18 protein-coding genes and 2 riboswitches are annotated in these 19,091 nt (G+C 37.9%); of the genes, 13 read left to right on the plus strand and 5 right to left on the minus strand.

The features are described 5' to 3' along the window. Window positions 1-51 precede the first annotated feature (51 nt). From ACE199_RS08635 to ACE199_RS08645, 3 genes are all read right to left on the minus strand, one after another. Window positions 52-918, minus strand: coding sequence for a Cof-type HAD-IIB family hydrolase (locus ACE199_RS08635; RefSeq protein ID WP_375349383.1), 867 nt, complete (start codon window positions 916-918; stop codon window positions 52-54). 112 nt (window positions 919-1,030) lie between these two features. Beyond that, complete coding sequence (locus ACE199_RS08640) at window positions 1,031-1,387, minus strand: YlbF/YmcA family competence regulator (protein ID WP_127759233.1); 357 nt, start codon at window positions 1,385-1,387, stop codon at window positions 1,031-1,033. Window positions 1,388-1,513: 126 nt separating this feature from the next. Beyond that, window positions 1,514-2,647: a DUF445 domain-containing protein gene (locus ACE199_RS08645; protein WP_375349384.1), complete on the minus strand. Its 1,134-nt coding sequence runs from the start codon at window positions 2,645-2,647 to the stop codon at window positions 1,514-1,516. 137 nt (window positions 2,648-2,784) lie between these two features. Between ACE199_RS08645 and ACE199_RS08650 the strand changes: the two genes are divergently transcribed. The 6 genes from ACE199_RS08650 to ACE199_RS08675 all read left to right on the plus strand — a co-directional run bounded on the left by ACE199_RS08650 (window position 2,785) and on the right by ACE199_RS08675 (window position 8,441). Beyond that, window positions 2,785-4,143: a YheC/YheD family endospore coat-associated protein gene (locus tag ACE199_RS08650; RefSeq protein ID WP_375349385.1), complete on the plus strand. Its 1,359-nt coding sequence runs from the start codon at window positions 2,785-2,787 to the stop codon at window positions 4,141-4,143. 21 nt (window positions 4,144-4,164) lie between these two features. Then, window positions 4,165-5,235 carry a YheC/YheD family endospore coat-associated protein gene (locus ACE199_RS08655; protein ID WP_375349386.1) on the plus strand — a complete coding sequence of 357 codons (1,071 nt, stop codon included), beginning with the start codon at window positions 4,165-4,167 and terminating at the stop codon, window positions 5,233-5,235. Window positions 5,236-5,242: 7 nt separating this feature from the next. Beyond that, a complete protein-coding gene (locus ACE199_RS08660) occupies window positions 5,243-6,607 on the plus strand; it encodes a YheC/YheD family endospore coat-associated protein (protein ID WP_375349387.1) in 1,365 nt (454 codons plus the stop codon). After that, window positions 6,604-7,806, plus strand: coding sequence for a YheC/YheD family endospore coat-associated protein (locus tag ACE199_RS08665; protein ID WP_375349388.1), 1,203 nt, complete (start codon window positions 6,604-6,606; stop codon window positions 7,804-7,806). The genes ACE199_RS08660 and ACE199_RS08665 overlap by 4 nt, the downstream gene beginning before the upstream one ends. Before the next feature lie 64 nt (window positions 7,807-7,870). Further along, window positions 7,871-8,080 carry a YheE family protein gene (locus ACE199_RS08670; RefSeq protein ID WP_375349390.1) on the plus strand — a complete coding sequence of 70 codons (210 nt, stop codon included), beginning with the start codon at window positions 7,871-7,873 and terminating at the stop codon, window positions 8,078-8,080. Between the two features lie 163 nt (window positions 8,081-8,243). Continuing rightward, entirely contained in the window at window positions 8,244-8,441 is a 198-nt protein-coding gene (locus ACE199_RS08675; protein WP_375349391.1) for a hypothetical protein, read from the plus strand. A gap of 51 nt (window positions 8,442-8,492) precedes the next feature. Here ACE199_RS08675 and ACE199_RS08680 read toward each other — a convergent pair whose 3' ends face one another. Next, entirely contained in the window at window positions 8,493-9,317 is an 825-nt protein-coding gene (locus ACE199_RS08680) for an MBL fold metallo-hydrolase (RefSeq protein ID WP_375349392.1), read from the minus strand. 351 nt (window positions 9,318-9,668) lie between these two features. Further along, a riboswitch (SAM riboswitch) is annotated at window positions 9,669-9,772 on the plus strand. Window positions 9,773-9,832: 60 nt separating this feature from the next. Here ACE199_RS08680 and ACE199_RS08685 point away from each other — a divergent pair. The 5 genes from ACE199_RS08685 to ACE199_RS08705 all read left to right on the plus strand — a co-directional run bounded on the left by ACE199_RS08685 (window position 9,833) and on the right by ACE199_RS08705 (window position 14,575). Continuing rightward, on the plus strand, window positions 9,833-10,843 hold the full coding sequence (locus tag ACE199_RS08685) for a methionine ABC transporter ATP-binding protein (RefSeq protein WP_375349393.1): 1,011 nt from the start codon (window positions 9,833-9,835) through the stop codon (window positions 10,841-10,843). Beyond that, window positions 10,836-11,498, plus strand: a complete 663-nt coding sequence (locus ACE199_RS08690) for a methionine ABC transporter permease (protein ID WP_375349394.1) — start codon at window positions 10,836-10,838, stop codon at window positions 11,496-11,498. Before ACE199_RS08685 ends, ACE199_RS08690 begins: the two co-directional genes overlap by 8 nt. Before the next feature lie 66 nt (window positions 11,499-11,564). After that, window positions 11,565-12,407, plus strand: coding sequence for a MetQ/NlpA family ABC transporter substrate-binding protein (locus tag ACE199_RS08695; RefSeq protein ID WP_375349395.1), 843 nt, complete (start codon window positions 11,565-11,567; stop codon window positions 12,405-12,407). Between the two features lie 74 nt (window positions 12,408-12,481). Beyond that, window positions 12,482-13,579, plus strand: a complete 1,098-nt coding sequence (locus ACE199_RS08700) for an iron-containing alcohol dehydrogenase family protein (protein WP_375349396.1) — start codon at window positions 12,482-12,484, stop codon at window positions 13,577-13,579. Window positions 13,580-14,248: 669 nt separating this feature from the next. Beyond that, the gene (locus tag ACE199_RS08705; RefSeq protein WP_127759222.1) at window positions 14,249-14,575 is read left to right on the plus strand and encodes a hypothetical protein; all 327 of its coding nucleotides are present in this window, start codon (window positions 14,249-14,251) and stop codon (window positions 14,573-14,575) included. A 304-nt stretch (window positions 14,576-14,879) separates the two neighbouring features. Here ACE199_RS08705 and fumC read toward each other — a convergent pair whose 3' ends face one another. Then, the gene (gene fumC, locus ACE199_RS08710) at window positions 14,880-16,262 is read right to left on the minus strand and encodes a class II fumarate hydratase (RefSeq protein WP_375349398.1); all 1,383 of its coding nucleotides are present in this window, start codon (window positions 16,260-16,262) and stop codon (window positions 14,880-14,882) included. 293 nt (window positions 16,263-16,555) lie between these two features. After that, a riboswitch (SAM riboswitch) is annotated at window positions 16,556-16,670 on the plus strand. An 85-nt stretch (window positions 16,671-16,755) separates the two neighbouring features. Between fumC and ACE199_RS08715 the strand changes: the two genes are divergently transcribed. After that, a complete protein-coding gene (locus ACE199_RS08715; RefSeq protein ID WP_375349428.1) occupies window positions 16,756-17,865 on the plus strand; it encodes a methionine biosynthesis PLP-dependent protein in 1,110 nt (369 codons plus the stop codon). Then, window positions 17,865-19,049 carry a cystathionine beta-lyase gene (gene metC, locus ACE199_RS08720; RefSeq protein WP_375349399.1) on the plus strand — a complete coding sequence of 395 codons (1,185 nt, stop codon included), beginning with the start codon at window positions 17,865-17,867 and terminating at the stop codon, window positions 19,047-19,049. The genes ACE199_RS08715 and metC overlap by 1 nt, the downstream gene beginning before the upstream one ends. The last annotated feature ends 42 nt before the right edge of the window (window positions 19,050-19,091 follow it).

A 19,091-nucleotide genomic window follows, 5' to 3' on the forward strand; every position in this document is an offset into this window, starting at 1 on the left:
GCGAAACCATAAAACAACAAGCCCTTCACTCATTAAGTGAAGGGCTTGTTGTTATTTCAACATATTCATTTTTTGTAAAAATTCAATAGGCGGCTGTTTACGGAAAAACTCTTTCAACATGTACGCTACACCGTTCTCATCATTAGAACGGGTTACCCATTTAGCTACTCGCTTCACTTCTGGTGCAGCATTTCCCATCGCCACACCGAGACCAACTCCATTAATCATATCTATATCATCTAGACCATCACCAATGGCGACAATATCCTGCCTCTTGATTCCTAAATAGTCGACTAAATATAGCAGCCCGCTCCATTTTGACACACCTTTTGGTACAAGTATCAGCCTTTGATCGGATTGATCAATCACTTCTACTTCCGGAAACAACTCTCCAATCAATCTCTTTATATCTCGTTGGTCCATTCCTTTTACAAATTGAATATCAATTTTTATTGGTTCACACGGCTTTTTTTGAAGCTCTTCACTAAGCACTTCTACATACTGCTGCGCAAACATACTTGGTTCATTTAACGTCATTTTAGCTCGACTTACTAGTTTTTCCGGAAGATGAATTCTATTTCCTAACGATCCTTTTTCATGAATAAGCTGAATCTGACACGATGTCGTTTCTAGCAATCGGACGATTTCTAACGTAAGCTCCTCTGTCAACCTCTTTACAAATAAAGGCTTTTCAATCGTCTCCCCAACAAAAGCCCCTTGATGAGCGACCATCATTGGATTTACCTTGAGCGCCTTCGCTACTTTTTTAGCAGAGTAATAATTTCTATTCGTTACAAGTGCAATGTGCACACCTTTTTGGGATACGTATTCAACGGCCTCTTTCGTAACTTTATTTAAACGGCCATTTGACTGCAGTAACGTTCCGTCAATATTAACCGCTAATAGACGATACACCATGTTGATCTCTCCCATCTGTAATGTCTACCCTAATTTATGAATGAACTACGCTAAGTAGAACAAAACAGAGACCATAAAAAACTCCCCACTATTCAAAGCAGGGAGTACAAGCTTATGATCCTTGACCAGGAAGACCGTATAGTTCTTCAAGAGGCTTCATAATAATCTTATTTAAATCTGCAATCACTACACTCATTCTTTGTTCCGCTTCCATCAATTGAGCAATTGTTGGATGCTGTTGAACAAGTTGAACCGTTTTTTGCGCTTGCTCAATTTCTTCGGGCGTAATTTCTTGACCCATCATTTGTTTTTGCTGAAGCATCATTTGGATGTTACGAAAGTTATCAAACATTCCCTTTGAAGCCGGATCAGCGTTCACAAGATCATATAATCGTTTTAATTCTACATATTCATTACTAGAACGAATCGCTCGCTCCATTGCATAAGCTGCATCATATGAGTTACTCATGTTTCTCCCTCCTCCTGTCCATTATATTATTACATCTTCCCCACTATAACATAATCATCCCAATAAAGCCGAACTAATCGTCGTCTCTATTTTTTTCAGAAGGAAATAGTATTGAATCATATTAGTCTATAAAAGCGTAACGAATAATCCTTGAAACAACCCAATAATCCCGCCTAAAAGCGCTCCTAAATACGTAATCATTGCCAGCTCGCGCTTTGCAATTGCTATAACTACTTCTTCTAATTTTTGAACTGAAAAAGCCGCTACTTGTTCTTCAACAATTTCGTCTAAACGAAGCCTTTTAACTAACGCTGGCATATGTTCACTTACACGGTCTACCAACTGATCCAGCATAGCCGGCACAGCTTTATCAACAATTGAATCAACAAATGGACCTGCTACGTCTTTTACCGGCTTGTTCATAACAGCATCCACTGAAATCCATTCAGATGTTTTTTCGATAACTACTCGTTTTATCTCATGCGAACCAACTAGATTTTCAACTTTTTGAATCTCCCACTCACTAATCTGACCCCACTCTTTTTGCAACAGTTCTTCTACAAAATTGGTTGTACGTCGTTGCTCCAAAAATTTCAAAATTTCTGGTTGTATTTTATCAATTAAAGCATCATTTCCAATAAACATTTGAATTAAATTAATTAGCTTTCCACGCTCTTTAAAAAAATCATCCAACATCGCCTCTAAGCGAGCTTTCCCTTCCTTACTTCGGAAGTATTCTTTCCCCTTCGTAACAATGTAAGCAGAAAGTTCGGGGATTTGTTCCGTCACTTTTTCATGCAGCTCAGGTGAGATAATTTGGCGAAGGTTTTTGCCGCGATTCGCTGCCATCCACTCTTCATATTTGTCAAGCACAAAAGCTTGTACACGCTGCTCTACCGTCTCCCCCACACGACTTAACCCATATTGTTCTAATAACTCTGCAATACTTTTTTCAGTCGTTAACACTTTCTTCACTTCTGCCCCAACAAACTCTTTCATATTTTGTTTAGAGGTATCATTAACAATACGTTGTTGCAGACTCTCAGGAGTAATTAAATATTCCACTACAACCTTCCCAAGCTGATGTGCCAATTCTCCTTGACGTTTCGGCATTAAACCAGGAGTAAACGGTAGTTGTTTCCCCAAAATATACACCGCTTTATACGGACGGAACAACATTTTAATGGCAATTAAATTCGTAATTCCTCCAATGATTGCACCTACCACAACCATGAATACAAGTTTCATCCATAAATCCATGATGATTTCTCCTTTTATTGCTAAATGTATTGATTTCTAGACACACTCTATTTCCACAAAACATAGAATACGTTATCCACATTTGCCCATTGTCTTATTATAAAGCATCCGAAACTAAGTGCAAACGGGGAATATACATGAACGGTCAATCTTCTAAATTATTGATATCTACTATTCAAGAAAAAAAAGCATTGATGTATATCGATGAAACTACCTTTACAAAATGGCAGCTTCAATACGGGGAAACTCTTTCGCTCAAGGCTGGTCAACGTTCTATAGAAATAGCAGTGGAGTCCTTTTCTTCAACAAGCAGGGAATGCAAATTATCAAGTTTCGCTTCACAATACTTAACTCTTCCACCATTCACTCACCCAATCTCCGTCACGTTCTTACCATCCACTAAAACCGTTATCATCGGCCCATTTCTTGCCCTATTAACCAACCAATCTCTTCTTACAGATGGAACATTCGGTGAGATGGACGTTTTTTTTCAAGAGATGCATACCTACTCTACTACTCTAGGCATCCCCTTTTATTTAACAACGTTACAGTCGCTTGAAAGTGAAGTCATTACGGGTTATTGGTTCCATGAAAACAGTTGGGAGCCCTGTGTTCTTCCATTTCCCAGTGCACTATACAATCGGATTCATTCACGCCGTTTAGAAAGGACCGATCGTTTTGAACAATTCACAGCCCATTTACAAGCAAAAAAAATCCCACTCTTTAACTCGTGCTTTCTTTCTAAATGGGATGTCCATGAAATGCTCGTACAAGACGAAAGCCTGCAGCCGCACTTACCAGATACCATTTTACTCAGAGCGCAAGAAGCCTTCTATTCTTTTCTCCAACATCATGCTGTTATTTATGTAAAGCCGATTTTTGGAAGTCAAGGCAAACATATTGGCAAAGCGACCAAACTTGAGAAAGGCTGGCTATTTGAACATTCAGGTAACACTCAGGATACTCACTTTGTTCAATCGGAAGCGGAACTGTTCTTTTACCTAAAGAAATTTTGCAAGCAACGCTCCTTTATTATTCAAAAAGGGATCCCCTTGCTTGAATGCAAACAGAAGAAAGTCGATTTTCGTATACTCCTTCATCAAACGAAAGAAGACGTTTGGAAGGTAACCTCTGCGATTGCACGAATCGGCGATACTGGACATATCGTCTCCAATATAGCACGCGGAGCAGAAATGAAGAATGGCATTCAGTTTTTAAAAGAGCTCTTCGATCGCCAGCAGGCCATTCACCTTTATCACACCCTTACCCACCTTGCTAAAAAGACAGCTCACTCCCTAGATAAACAACATGAAGGATTACTAGGAGAGTTAGGAATTGATTTGGCACTTGATGAACAATTCCATCCATGGATTATTGAAGTAAACTCTAAACCTTCTAAACGATTTGATGGTACAAGGGATAAATTACGACCATCAGTAAAAGCACTTATTGATTACATGAGTACGCTTCATCATACTTTAAAAAATGAAGGATGATAGAAAGGAGTTTGTCTCTATATGCTATTTGGAATTATGACGACAAATTTCTCAAATGAACAGCAGTATGTAACGGAATTAGCCAAAGCTGCCCAGCAGCATCAAGTGGAGGTTTGTCGTTTCTCGCCTCTTCAAATTGATATAAAAACAAAGGAGATCCAAGCAGAGATATGGGACTCCGAAAAGGAAAGCTGGATGAACAAAACGGTCCCTCTGCCCGATTTTGTTTATGATCGCAGTTTCTATGGTTTAACTCGTGAAACAACTGAAATCACAGAAAAAGTAAATTGGCTCAAAAAACAGAGCGTCTTTTTAGGGTACGGTCTCCCTAGTAAATGGGATGTCTATAAAGCGCTGAAAGACCATCCTCTTTTGCAAGCATTTTTACCAAAAACCGTACAAATTGAAACAGCGGAAGATATGTGGACACAGCTAGAGGAGCACGAACGAATCGTTTTAAAACCCTCTTTCGGTGCACGCGGAACAGGCATTTACTTACTCGAGAGAACAGATACCGGCACAAACGTCACAATGACGAAGAAAACAGAAACTTACAAACGCCTCTTTCAATCGAAATCACAATTAAATAAATGGGTCGATCGCTTACTACAACGCTACAGTTACCTTTGTCAGCCTTATTTAGAACTGGCCACTGCTCAAAATGAACCATTCGATTTCCGCATTCTGATGCAAAAAGACAAACGAAATCAATGGGTGGAAAAAGGGCGCGGCATTCGCCTCGGACAAAAAGATCATATTACCGCTAACATTGCTACAGGCGGACTCTTTCTTCCAATTACAGCCTTCTTACAGCAATACCGTGACGTCCTTCCACTAGCCGCCGAACAAACGATTCACCATATTTTACGGATACTGCCTGAACAAGTAGAAGCAACCTTCCACCGATTATTCGAACTTGGCATTGATCTTGGAGTCGACCGAAGTGGTCAGGTGTGGATTTTAGATATTAATTCAAAGCCAGGAAGAAAAATGATTGAAGTACTCTATCCTGACCAATACGATCAGCTCTATCACTCCCCTATTTTATACAGTCAATATTTAGCTCACTCTCTCTTGAAAGCAGGTGAATAATTACTTTATGAAGAACGTGTATCCTGTTGAGATTACAAAGCTTCCGAACGATATACTTTTCTATCCTTCAGAGCTAGAATTTGCTGCCATTGACATCGTTTGTTTTGGGCAGCATTCCTGTCCCGCTGCTGTAAAACGAAATCCTGCTAATACACAGAAGATTGTCCTATCAGAAAGCTTAGCAAACTCTTTACGATTTACCGAAACAAATACACCGCTTCATCTATTTGCAGATAAAAACCGACTTCATATTGGACCGCTCGTTGGTATCTTTTCATCTGGATTTACTGGATTTCATAATAAACCGCTGGGCGAACGGTCTCATTTTTTCTCTAAGTTACTTTCACTTAATACAGAAACAGGTTGTATTCCCTTTGTTTTCGGTGAGCAGCATATTAATTGGGATGATGAAACGATTCATGGGCTTATATACGAAGAGAATGAATGGAAAATGAATGATTTCCCACTTCCAAATGTTATCTACGACCGGCTTCCGAATCGAAGAACAGAGAACCAAGGCGGTCCCAAAGAAGTCAAACGCAAATTCCAAAAAATATATAGGATTCCATGGTATAATCCAGGTTTTTTTAATAAATGGGATGTCTATGAACGATTAAGTGATGATAAAAAAGCACTCCCTTACTTACCAGAAACATATCCTCTTTCTTCTTTTTCTACAATCGAGCATTTACTTTCAAACTACCGACAAGTGTTTATTAAACCCGTCCATGGAAGCCTCGGACTTGGCATTCATCAAATTTTGTATGATAAGCATGAACATATGTATTATTGCCGATATACAAACGAAAAAGAAGAAACTAAACTACAACGTTTTTCATCTTTAGAAGCTCTAATGAATCATGTTTTTCGAAATCGCCCGTTGGAAAATCTAATTGTTCAACAAGGAATTCCTCTTATGCGTTCCGAAAAACGCCCTGTCGATTTTCGAGTTCATACGAATAAAAACAACCAAGACGAGTGGCAAGTCACGGCTATTGCAGCAAAAGTAGCAGGATCCGGCAGCATTACGACTCATGTAAAAAACGGCGGAGTCATTAAAACCATCCAAGAACTATTCGAAGATCGCAAAACGACACTAGAGATAGAACAAAAGCTAACAAAAGCTGCACTTACTTTAAGTGAAAGCATTGAAAATCATCTTGATGGAATTATCGCAGAAATCGGCTTTGACCTAGGGCTTGATAAACACGGTCAAGTATGGATGTTTGAAGCTAATTCCAAACCTGGCCGCTCTATCTTCTCCCACCCTGAACTTCAAGAGTTTGAACTTTTAACAAGGAAAATGAGCTTAGATTATGCTGTTTATCTCGCCGAACAATCGATCACGCACGCTATCGGTGTTATAAAATGAAAATCTTTTATAACTCATCAACTAAACAGTGGTGGCACGGGCAAAACGGATTAACCATTACGTTCGGAGCTGATCAAATAGAAATCCCTTATCAACATCCCTTATTTCTTCAAGACGTTCAAAGCTTTGACGTAAAACCCTTTCATAGGAACGAAATATTAACAGTTGGCATTTTAACAACAACAAACGGAAAGAACAAAATAGGATTGGGCGGGAACCTTCCCTTGTTCCAATCCTTGCATTCTTATTTATTACAGCACGGTATTTTATGTTATGTTTTCACAGCAAACGATATCCTGCAGGAACAACCTTATGGATTTATATACTGTTCCGAACTGAACACCTGGAAAAAAATTAACATCCCTCTCCCTCATATTGTCTATAACCGAATTCCATCACGTCCCTTTGAAGCATCTGACTCCTTTCAACAACTAAAAACTCTATTCTCCAACAAGCACATTAAGATGTTCAACCCTTGTTTTATTGATAAATATGAGATGTATACAACCTTTCAACAACACGAAAGGCTTAAGCAGCTTCTACCGAAAACTATCGTTGTCGACAATGTAAATCAATTAGCTTCTTTTCTTCGCATCTATTCAACCATTTATTTAAAACCTAGAGATGGAAATCGGGGCAAAGGGATTCATACCTTAACTCGTAAACGAGATAAATCCATCCAATTAGTAAGTCCGACAGAAGTAGAAACATTCCCTACTCTTCAAGCCTATTGGGATGTTTACAAACAGCAGCTTCAATCGAAGAAATATTTAGCTCAACAAGCGATTGTTCCTAAGAGGAAAAATGGACACCGCTATGATTACCGTCTGCTTGTTCATTACGAACAAGGCCGTTTCAAGCTAAGCGGGAAAGGTGTCAGGATGTCACAAACACAAGAAATCACAACTCATGTGCCAACGGGAGGGAAAATCATTCCTTACGATGAAGTGACAACACCAGCTTTAGATCAACAATTAACAGAAATTGCTCAAACTTGCGGTGCCGTTCTATCTAATCAATTAGGCTTTATCGGTGAATTTTCAATTGATCTTGGTGAAAATGAAGCAGGAGAGCTCTTTATTTATGAAGTTAATTCAAAACCGATGCAATTCGATGAAACCGATATTGAAACAACTCGACTGCATCAATTAAAAAATTTATTTATTGAATTAAAATACCCAAATGATGATAAAAAATAACCTCTTCTATTCTTTTTTCCAGTATAATGAAACAAATGGAAATAGCTATAGAGGAGGTTTTTTCATGATTACTCATTTTCAATGGAAACCGTTGTTCAAAGACAATACTTTACCTGGCTGGAAAATTTCTTTTTATGTAAACAAACAACATTATCAAGCCATTTACCATAAAGATGGACAAATTGAATGGAAGAACATACAGCCTTCGGATAATTTAGAAGCTGAATTAAAACAAGCTATACATGAGCTCATGCTATTTCATGTATATGAGTGATACAACTGGTCCTCTGCGTTATAAATATACGCTGAATAAAAAAGACCCTTCCTTGCTCAAACTATAATGACAACTTCCGTCAGTATTTCATTGCCCTGATGGCTAGTTGAATTAAAGATAGCACTGTATGTTGCAAAATACAGAAGCTAAGGAGGGAATTATTTTGGACGACAAAGAAAAATATACGTTTTTGAAAGATTCAGAATACGATAAAAAGGACTCTGTTTATTTAGACGTTGACCGTATTATCAATGAAGGAATGGCTGGAGGAAATGTCTATACATCAGGTAATAACCAAAACATCGAAGAAGCTCATGAATTCTATGATGAAGCGCCTCCTAATGTAAATAGTTTAGATTAATTAAATGTGAGCTGGCCCTATAAGGTCAGCTCACATTTATTTACTACCTATTCATCTTACACTAGTGAATTGCGCCTTTCTAAGAATGGACGTAATAATATGTTTCGAATCCCATTCATAGTCCGAGTACTCTATAATCGGATACTGCTTCGGGAAAACCTTCTGTTGAATCTCCTCAACGGTTAACCCTTGTTGATGCAGTCGAATAATTTCTCCCTGTAAATTTTCTAAATAGTCAAGCTTAACTTGAAATAGTTCCCTTCCATTTGGAAGATAGCCTGCATGACAACAGAAAACTTCTTGAAAATCATATCGCAATACCTTCTTAATAGAATGTATAATTGTCGGAATAGACTCCTCCTGCAAAATCACTTTTGTTTTTGGCGTAACAAATAAGTCTCCTGAGAAAAGTACACCGTTGCTTTGATTCAAATAAGACATATGATCCCTTGCATGTCCCGGTGTAAAAATAGCCTTCCATGTATGATGATGAGATTGTATCGTTTCTCCAATTGGGCGTGCTTGAAACCCTTCTCGCACTCCCCAAATCCGTTTACGATAATCCGGATATTCTCCCTGTTTTGAACAAACATCAAGCGACATCGAATGAATAAATAATGGTACTTGTTTATGTTTTTGAATCCAAGCGCAACCACCTGTATGATCTTCGTGATAATGCGTAAGCACTACTTGATCAAAATCGACCGACTGAAAAAAAGGAATCAAGTCAGACAGTAAAGACTCTGACCCTGTATCAATCATTAGACCATCTGTTACAAAGACATTTACACCCATCTTAGATTGCGCAGATTCTACTTTTCCATGTACCCATTCTACATCTCCTACCCGTTTCCTTTCTATATCCTTATCCCCCATTCGTTTTTATTGATGTCTATCAGATGAAGCCTTATTACTATTAACTGTATATAAGACACATAACACTTACAAGGAATATATGGAAAATATTAAGAATGGAAAGGCACACTTCCATAACTAATAATAAATTCATCAAAATCACAGATCTATTTCTTATCTAAAAATAACAAATACACCTAAGCTTCAACTAACAATTTTCAGATAGAAAGAGTAAGTTAAATCCTATAATGTAATAATATACAAGGATTTTTGAATATTATTACATTATTCACTGAAAAAATATATTGACTTTTCAAACTATAACAAATAATATTCTAATATAAATATTCTAAAATATCTCAAAATAATAAATACTTATCAAGAGTGACCGAGGGATCAGGCCCAATGACGTCCGGCAACCTCCTATTTAGGAACGGTGCTACTTCCTGCAGAGATACAATTCTGGAAGATAAGTCGTGATATAGATTATGTCGCCTCTTTCACTCAGAAAGAGGCTTTTTTAGGGGGGAACGTCCATGATTGAAATTCGATCGTTACGAAAGGAATACATCACGAAGAAAAGTCGAGTTGTCGGAGTTGATGATGTATCCTTGACGATTCAAAAAGGAGAAATTTTTGGAATTGTTGGATATAGCGGTGCTGGTAAAAGCTCCTTAATTCGTTCGATTAATTTATTAGAACGTCCGACAAAAGGCCAAGTAATTATTGATGGTGTTGATTTAACGAAATTATCGGGTCAAGCATTACGAAAACAACGACTGAAAATCGGAATGATTTTTCAGCACTTTTCACTCATCAGTTCGAAAACAGTGTTTGATAATGTTGCTTTCGCCTTAAAAGCTGCACATCAATCGCCTGAAGCCATTCGCAAACGTGTGCTTGAATTACTCGAAATCGTTGGTCTTAGTGATAAAAAAGATGTATACCCTGCTCAATTAAGCGGTGGACAAAAACAACGTGTTGGAATTGCCCGTGCATTAGCAAACAATCCTACCGTTCTTTTATGTGATGAGGCAACATCTGCCCTTGACCCAACAACAACAAAAGCCATTTTACAATTACTGAAAAAAATTAATAAAGAGTTCGGAATTACAATCGTCTTAATTACCCATGAAATGGAGGTTGTAAAAGAACTTTGTCATCGGGTAGCCGTTATGCAAGATGGGCGCATAATTGAAGAAGGCGATGTATACGGTGTGTTCGCTCAACCTAAACAAGCATTAACGAAACAATTTATCGAAAGCGTCTTAGATTTTGAACTTCCTTCTCATTTAATTACGGAAAGTAAAGGAAGCATTATCAAAATTAAATTTGAAGGACAGCTCGCTAGTGAGGCCATTCTTTCAGACTTATTACAAGAACATCCTGTAAAAGCCAATATTTTGCACGGAAAAATCGAATATATCCAAAACATTCCTTTAGGCATACTTATTGTTGAATTAACCGGGAACACTAATGACATTCAAGCGGCTTTAGACTATATCAACAAACGAACTAGCTATGTGGAGGTGATACATCATGCTTGAATCGATTACAGCTATACTTCCCGATCTTAATAAAGCATTCCTAGAAACGGTGTATATGGTTGGCATCTCGCTTATCATCGCCCTGTTTCTCGGTTTACCGCTTGGAGTTTTACTCTTTATAACAGCAAAAAATTTATTTTTTGAAAATGCGTTTATCAATAGTCTGCTTGGATTCATCGTAAACCTTGTACGATCTATTCCATATATCATTCTATTAGTAGCATTGCTTCCTTTCACTAACTTAATAACAGGAACAACGATTGGACCAATCGCTGCCTCTGTTTCATTATCCGTAGCAGCGATTCCGTTTTTCGCTCGAATCGTTGAAACCTCTTTACGTGAAATTGATAAAGGCATTATTGAGGCGGCGATTGCCGTTGGCGCTTCACCATGGATGATCATTAAAGATGTCCTGCTCGCTGAAGCAAAACCAGGCATCATTCAAGGTCTGACCTTAACAACGATTTCACTCATTGGGTTCTCAGCTATGGCAGGGACGATTGGCGGCGGAGGAATCGGCGATTTAGCCATCCGCTTCGGGTACTACCGCTACGACAATACCGTTATGATTCTGACGATTATTGTTCTCATTTGCCTTGTTCAAATCATTCAAATTATCGGGGACAAGCTTTCTTATTTAGTTGATAAACGATAAGCACAATTATTGCTTTCTTCATAGAAAGTTTTAATACATTATTCAATATTTAGGAGGATTTACAAGATGAAAAAATGGGCATCCTTATTACTCGTTCTTGTTCTTGCCCTTGCTTTAGCAGCTTGCGGCAATAACAAAGACGAAGAAAAAGATACGGCTTCAAACACAACTGAAGAGAAAAAAGAACTTAAAATTGGTGCAACAAGTGGTCCTTTTGCTGACATGGTTAAAAAAGCGATTCAACCATCACTTGAAAAAGCCGGATATAAAGTAGAAGTCGTTGAATTTAGTGATTATGTTCAACCAAACCTTGCTCTAAGCAATGGATCCATTGATGCAAATCTATTCCAACACAAATACTACATGGAAACATTTGCAAAGGAAAACAACTTACAACTTTCTGAATTGATTGTTGTTCCAACAGCACCAATGGGAATTTATTCAAAACAATATAAATCTTTAGATGAAATAAAAGACGGTACATCTATCGCTGTTCCAAATGATCCATCTAATATGGCTCGTGCGCTAAAAATTCTAGTAGATGCCAAACTAATTGAAGTTGATCCAGCTGCTAATCAGTTAACATTGTCAGAAAAAGATGTAACAAGTAACCCGAAAAACATCCAAATTAAACCATTAGAAGCAGCTCAATTACCACGTGCTACAGATAGCGTTGACTTATCTGCTGTACCAGGAAACTTTGCTATTGCAGCAAAAATGAAAATCGAAGATGCAATTGCTGTTGAAAATATGCCAGATGAGTATCGTAACCGTGTCGTAGTGGATACGAAAAATGTAGACGCTCAATTTGCTAAAGATATTAAAGCAGCTGTTGAATCAGATGAGTTTGAAGCGGTTATTGACAAAGAGTTTAAGGGCTTCGGTAAACCGGAGTGGATGAAGAAATAATTAAACAAACGACAAAAGGACCTGCTCCACTATCGGACGGGTCCTTTATCTTACTTTAAAGAGGAGTTAGAAATATGGAACATTTACTAGAAGTTCGCAGCGGCCCGACGAATTATGCCTGCGAATATAATATTCTTCAAACATTGGAAACAAAATTACAAACAGGGAACATCCAAAAAGTATTATTTGTTCACGGGGAAAAATCTTTAGAGGTCGCAAAACCGTACCTTCCTCAATTCGAATATATTGAGGCTTTGTTCACAGCTTACAACGGAGAATGCAGCGATACAGAAATTACACGTATCAGCCAGTTTGCTGTTGAATCCAACATCGAAGCGGTTATCGGCATCGGTGGCGGCAAAGTACTGGACCTTGTTAAATCGATTGGGAATAAAATAAATCTAGATACCATCCTTATCCCAACTCTTGCCTCTACTTGTGCAGCTTGGACTCCATTAAGTGTGATTTATGATGATAACGGCGCTTACGTTCGTTATGATATTCATCATAAAAGCGCATGGATTACGATGATTGAACCACGCATTCTGCTTAACTCTCCACTAAACTTTTTAAGAGCAGGTATTGGCGATACACTTGCCAAATGGTACGAAGGAAACGCACTAGTCGAACGTTTAGAGGAAACATCCGTTTGCATTGACCTTGCCCACCTTTCTGCCAAACAATGTAAATCAGTTTTAATCGAGAATAGTATGCAAGCTCTTACAGACTTAGAAAATGGCTCTTGGACAAATGCACTCAAGAGAGTCATTGAAACAAATATTGTAACAAGCGGACTAGTTGGCGGTTTCGGGGATCAATACCTTCGCATTGCAGGCGCTCACTCCATTCACAATGGAATGACAAAGATTCCACATACACACCATTTGCTTCATGGAGAAAAAGTAGCCTATGGTATTCTCGTACAGTTGGTGCTCGAAAATAAATTCGTGGAGCTTGAACAACTGCTTCCTTTCTATCAATCCGTTCACCTTCCTAGCACATTAGCGGATATTGGATTAACCATTAATCAACAAGCAGAATTGCTGCAAATCGCTCAGTTTGCCGTTCAACCTGGTGAGGATATTTATCTCCTCTTTCCAAACATCACAGTAGACGAAGTGCTAAAAGCAATGACTGAACTCGAAAGCCTTACTACAAACTATGTAAAATAATTGTTATAAAAGAGACGGCCAAATGGAATTTTTCCCTTAGACCGTCTTTTTTTAGTTCGATACATATAAAAAATCATTACAATTTTCCATTATCTCTAAGTCTTGCACACCACTTCCTACTTATAAGGAACCTTATCTAAAAAACACAAATCTCCCTTTTTACAATGAATAGAAATCGATTGTCTAGTCGTCTATTTAATGGAATCATGCATCTTTACTAAAAATTTTCGATACCTAAATTAGTACTACCCCTTATATGGATTGAATATAATAAAAATCATCCATAGATAAGGCTTCTCCCTAACTAAAATTTTTTATAGTACGAATAGATATTCCTCACATTATTCATACTAAAGATTGAAGCAAGATTCACGCTCATTATGTCACAAGCGAAGTAAGAATAGTTGCCTTTTTAAGAAGCCGACACCTTTTACTACAATAATAATAAAAAGGAGGTTTTTTTATTTTCCTATTTATTTAAATAAAGAGCTTTGTTTGAAATTTGGATTAAAACAGTATTTTTTTCACATATTCAAGCATTTATTCACCTGATAAAAACAACGTACAATTGTGAATTTTCTGTAAAATTTTAACTTTTTAGGTATTTTTGTATTTTTTATTTTATCTGTATATGTTATAATTGGAATAATATAGAAAGGGAGTGATAATATGCAGTTTGCTGATGTATATTTATTCGAAAAAAAGACGGATTCTAATCCAGTAGAGTGGAAACAAGTAGAGGTCCTCTTCGAGAGTAACGGTATTCAGAAAACGACTCCTAGTTTTGAAGTAGCAATAAACTTAGAAGAAGAATTAGAAAGACTTCGGCCATTTGAAGGCGAGCTTCTTCGTCTAAAAACAATTGAAGTAGATGATGATGAAATCCCAACTAGATACCTTTGCTATGATTTGGCGAATTGGAGCTTTTCTGGTAACCGTTTAATCGTCACAAATCCAATTGAAAATGTCCACCAATACACCCTCCCTTTTAATTAAAACCATCATTTAGAAAGGCATCCCTTCATTGGATGTCCTTTCAACAAGCATTACCACCTGTTTGTCTTAAGCTTAGATTATCCCATGAATTATGAAGTATGGAACTTGCCCATTCAGTACTGAATGGGGAAATCCATCACTTTTCTTCAAAAATAGATTGATTCCTCATAGATGTTATCTCCATTACGATCATTCATTAATTTCTACTTTATTTTCTTCGCATATTAAGTGTACATGTGCATATTTCTGAGACCATGACAAATGTACCCTTTCACAATCATGCGAAAGGGTACATTAAACTTTCTTATTTATTCACCATATTAGCTGGGACGACCCATTTATCGAACTCTTCTTCTGTTAAATAACCAAGTTGAAGGGCTGCTTCTTTCAAAGTAGAATTCTCCTTAAATGCGTGTTTCGCAATTTTCGCCGCTCTTTCATAACCAATGTATGGATTAAGCGCCGTAACAAGCATAAGAGATCGTTCTACATTTTGTTTAATAGCTTCTTCATTCGCTGTAATTCCAACCGCACAGTTGTTATTGAAAGAAAGAATTCCCTCTGTTAATAATTTAACCGATTGTAAAAAATTATAAATAATAACCGGTTTAAAGACATTTAGCTCGAAATTACCTTGGCTGGCTGCAAATCCAATGGTCGCATCATTTCCAACGATTTGAGTCGCAATCATCGTTAAGGCTTCACTTTGAGTCGGATTTACCTTACCTGGCATAATAGAACTTCCTGGTTCATTTTCTGGAATCGCAATTTCGCCAATACCGCTTCTTGGACCACTTGCTAACCATCTAATATCATTAGCAATTTTCATTAAGTCAGCAGCTAGTGCTTTTAACGCACCGTGGACGTAGACCATTTCATCATGACTTGTCAGCGCATGAAATTTATTATCAGATGTTTGGAACGGATGTCCCGTATCCTCAGCAATTTGTTTCGCTGATTCCTCTGGAAATTCAGGGTCTGTATTAATCCCTGTTCCTACCGCTGTCCCACCAAGAGCTAAGTTCAATAATTTTTGACTGCTCTCTTCTACCATAGCTAAACTCTTATCTAACATCGCTCTCCATCCAGATATTTCTTGACCTAATGTAAGAGGTGTCGCATCTTGAAGATGTGTTCGACCAATCTTCACTACATCCCAAAATTCTTTTTCCTTCTCTTTAAACGTATCACGCAGTACTTTAATAGCTGGAATTAGTTGATTGACTACTTCCATATAGGCAGCAATATGCATCGCCGTTGGAAACGTATCGTTCGAACTTTGTGCCTTATTTACATCATCATTTGGATGAAGTCTTTCCGATTCTCCAATCTCCTCCAACCACTTATTACCTTTATTAGCAATAACCTCATTGACATTCATATTACTTTGCGTCCCACTACCCGTTTGCCAAACAACAAGCGGAAAGTGCTCATCAAGCGTTCCATCCAAAATTTCTCTACAAATCGTTATAATAGCATTTTTCTTCGCTTCTGATAAATCTCCAAGCTTATGATTTACTTTAGCTGCTGCTTGTTTTACATAAGCGAATGCCCGAATTAATTCAATTGGCATCTTTTCCTTACCAATTTTAAAATTATTGCGACTTCTCTCTGTTTGAGCTCCCCAATATTTATCTGCAGGGACCTTTACCTCACCCATCGTGTCACTTTCAATTCTAAATTCCATTATTCCTTGCCTCCCATTTACATATAAAATCATATAGTCCGTTAATTAGTTTCTCTTAATAGACCACATGCCATTCATTGATATTGATTCTCATTTACATTGTACAAGTTTTCCATGTATATAGCAAAAAAATAGCTTATTTTCGTACGTTATACGAAAAAATTCATTAGTTTATGTATGTCTGTAAACAAAATAGACAATATAAAGATTAACGATATCATCGAACAAATCTTCCATTGGTATTGACATTAAGAAAAATGTATAGTAAATTCAAAAAAAACAAATTATTTCAACTCTTATCCAGAGAGGTCGAGGGAATGGCCCGTTGACACCTCAGCAACCTTCATTGACCCATGATCAATGAAAAGGTGCTAATTCCTCAAGTTCCTGTAACTTGGCAGATAAGAAGAATGACTCAACTTACTCAAATTAAAGTCTTCTTCTTAAAGAAGACTTTTTTTTATTTCGTATCTTTAAAGGAGCCGTGATGGTGATGTATAAAAAGGAAACATATCTTGCTCAAATTGGAAATAGAAGCGAAACAACTACAGGAACAGTCAACCCTCCTGTCTATTTCTCAACTGCTTATCGACATGAAGGAATTGGGCAATCGACTGGATTTGACTATACTCGTACTGGAAATCCCACTCGCCAAATTCTTGAACAAGCAATCGCTGATCTTGAATCCGGCGATCGAGGCTTTGCTTGCAGTTCAGGCATGGCAGCCATTGCGACAATCTTAGCTTTATTTGAATCAGGCGATGAATGGATTGTTAGCGGCGATTTATACGGTGGAACGTACCGCCTTTTAGAACAAGGGTTTAAAAAATGGGGCTTAGGCTGTAAATATGTAGATACTTGTTGTTTGAGTGAAATTGAAGATGCAATTACTCCGCAAACAAAAGCCATCTTTCTAGAAACCCCAACAAATCCCCTTATGCAGGAAACAGATATTCGAGCTGTTGCCGACATTGCTAAGAAATATAACTTAATATTAATTGTGGATAACACATTCTATACCCCACTCCTTCAACAGCCAATTTTAGAAGGTGCTGATATTGTCATTCACAGTGCAACGAAATATTTGGGCGGGCATAATGATGTACTAGCTGGATTGATTGTCGCAAAAGGAACAGAATTATGTGACGCGTTAGCGTTCCACCATAATGGATATGGCGCTGTATTGAGCCCATTCGACTCTTGGCTTCTTATGCGCGGAATGAAGACTTTAGCTCTGCGCATGAAACAACATGAACAAAATGCTAAAGCACTTGCTGAATATTTAACAAATCATGAATGCGTTACAGATGTACTTTATCCAGGAAAAGGCGGCATGCTTTCCTTCCGCATTATCGATGAAAAAGCCGTTAATCCATTCTTACAATCTTTACAATTAATTTGTTTCGCTGAAAGCCTTGGCGGAGTCGAAAGCTTCATTACGTACCCTGCAACGCAAACACATGCTGATATTCCGTTAGAAACGCGACTTGCAACTGGCGTATGTAATCGACTGCTGCGTTTCTCTGTTGGCATTGAAGATTATAACGATTTAACTCAAGACCTAGAACAAGCTTTTGCTCGTGTAAAACAGGAGGTATTATAATGAAAAACGGGGAACAATTTAGCTTTGAAACACGTTTGCTTCATAATGAACATAAAGTAGACCCATCAACTGGTGCCGTTAGCGTTCCGATTCAGCACGCATCTACGTTCCATCAATTTGATGTTGATCAATTTGGTAAATACGATTATAGCCGCAGTCTAAATCCAACTCGTGAAGCATTAGAAACGATTATTGCTGAACTAGAAGAGGGAACACATGGTTTCGCTTTCGCATCAGGAATGGCGGCCATCTCAACATCCTTCCTATTATTATCAGCAGGTGACCATATCGTCGTTACAGAAGATGTATACGGTGGAACATTCCGAATGGTCACAACTGTATTAAACCGCTTTAACATTGACCATACATTTGTCGACATGACAGATTTTGAAAGCGTGAAAGCAGCGGTTCGACCGAATACGAAAGCTATTTATATGGAAACACCATCAAACCCAACTCTTAAAGTAACCGATATTAAACAAATTTGTGATTTCGCTAAAGAAATTGGAGCCTTAACGTATGTAGACAATACATTCCTAACTCCAGCTTTACAAAAACCACTTCAACTAGGGGCCGACATTGTACTTCATAGTGCAACGAAGTTCCTATCTGGACATAGCGATGTTGTAGCAGGACTTGCTGTTGTGAAAGATCCCGAGCTAGCAGCTAGACTTGGTACACTTCAAAATGCATTCGGAGCAGTACTTGGCGTACAAGATGCTTGGCTAGTAATGCGAGGGTTAAAAACATTATCTGTACGGATGGAGCATTCTCAAAAAGGAGCTCAAAAAATAGCGGAATATTTAAATCAGCATCCACTTGTTAAGAGCGTCTATTACCCAGGGTTAGCTGATCATCCGCAATACGACATTCAACATAATCAAGCAAGCGGAGCTGGCGCGGTTCTTTCATTTGAACTGGAAAATGAAGAAGCACTCCGAACATTTGTCGATCACGTACAATTACCTGTTTTTGCAGTGAGCTTAGGGGCCGTTGAAACGATTCTATCTTATCCTGTAAAAATGTCTCATGCAGCTATGCCTGCTGATGAACGTGAAAAACGCGGCATTACTAATAGCTTACTTCGAATTTCCGTTGGATTAGAAAATGCTGATGATTTAATTCAAGACTTTGAACAAGCGCTGCAAAAGATCCAAGCAAGCCACACGATAACTGCACAATAATCGATAATCGCTAGGATGATTCATACATCCTAGCGATTATTT

It is taken from the genome of Peribacillus sp. Hz7, from assembly GCF_042136355.1.
GTDB classification, from domain to species: Bacteria; Bacillota; Bacilli; order Bacillales; family DSM-1321; genus Peribacillus; species Peribacillus asahii_A.

Excerpts from the sequence above, each read along its gene's own strand:
- ACE199_RS08690 (WP_375349394.1), top strand. The coding sequence starts at position 10,836 with ATGCTTGAATCGATTACAGCTATACTTCCCGATCTTAATAAAGCATTC.
- ACE199_RS08650 (WP_375349385.1), top strand. The coding sequence starts at position 2,785 with ATGAACGGTCAATCTTCTAAATTATTGATATCTACTATTCAAGAAAAA.
- ACE199_RS08660 (WP_375349387.1), top strand. The coding sequence starts at position 5,243 with ATGAAGAACGTGTATCCTGTTGAGATTACAAAGCTTCCGAACGATATA.
- ACE199_RS08680 (WP_375349392.1), bottom strand. The coding sequence starts at position 9,317 with ATGGGGGATAAGGATATAGAAAGGAAACGGGTAGGAGATGTAGAATGG.
- ACE199_RS08670 (WP_375349390.1), top strand. The coding sequence starts at position 7,871 with ATGATTACTCATTTTCAATGGAAACCGTTGTTCAAAGACAATACTTTA.
- fumC (WP_375349398.1), bottom strand. The coding sequence starts at position 16,262 with ATGGAATTTAGAATTGAAAGTGACACGATGGGTGAGGTAAAGGTCCCT.
- ACE199_RS08655 (WP_375349386.1), top strand. The coding sequence starts at position 4,165 with ATGCTATTTGGAATTATGACGACAAATTTCTCAAATGAACAGCAGTAT.
- ACE199_RS08685 (WP_375349393.1), top strand. The coding sequence starts at position 9,833 with ATGATTGAAATTCGATCGTTACGAAAGGAATACATCACGAAGAAAAGT.
- ACE199_RS08715 (WP_375349428.1), top strand. The coding sequence starts at position 16,756 with ATGTATAAAAAGGAAACATATCTTGCTCAAATTGGAAATAGAAGCGAA.
- ACE199_RS08665 (WP_375349388.1), top strand. The coding sequence starts at position 6,604 with ATGAAAATCTTTTATAACTCATCAACTAAACAGTGGTGGCACGGGCAA.
- ACE199_RS08635 (WP_375349383.1), bottom strand. The coding sequence starts at position 918 with ATGGTGTATCGTCTATTAGCGGTTAATATTGACGGAACGTTACTGCAG.
- ACE199_RS08640 (WP_127759233.1), bottom strand. The coding sequence starts at position 1,387 with ATGAGTAACTCATATGATGCAGCTTATGCAATGGAGCGAGCGATTCGT.
- ACE199_RS08695 (WP_375349395.1), top strand. The coding sequence starts at position 11,565 with ATGAAAAAATGGGCATCCTTATTACTCGTTCTTGTTCTTGCCCTTGCT.
- ACE199_RS08705 (WP_127759222.1), top strand. The coding sequence starts at position 14,249 with ATGCAGTTTGCTGATGTATATTTATTCGAAAAAAAGACGGATTCTAAT.
- ACE199_RS08700 (WP_375349396.1), top strand. The coding sequence starts at position 12,482 with ATGGAACATTTACTAGAAGTTCGCAGCGGCCCGACGAATTATGCCTGC.
- ACE199_RS08645 (WP_375349384.1), bottom strand. The coding sequence starts at position 2,647 with ATGGATTTATGGATGAAACTTGTATTCATGGTTGTGGTAGGTGCAATC.
- metC (WP_375349399.1), top strand. The coding sequence starts at position 17,865 with ATGAAAAACGGGGAACAATTTAGCTTTGAAACACGTTTGCTTCATAAT.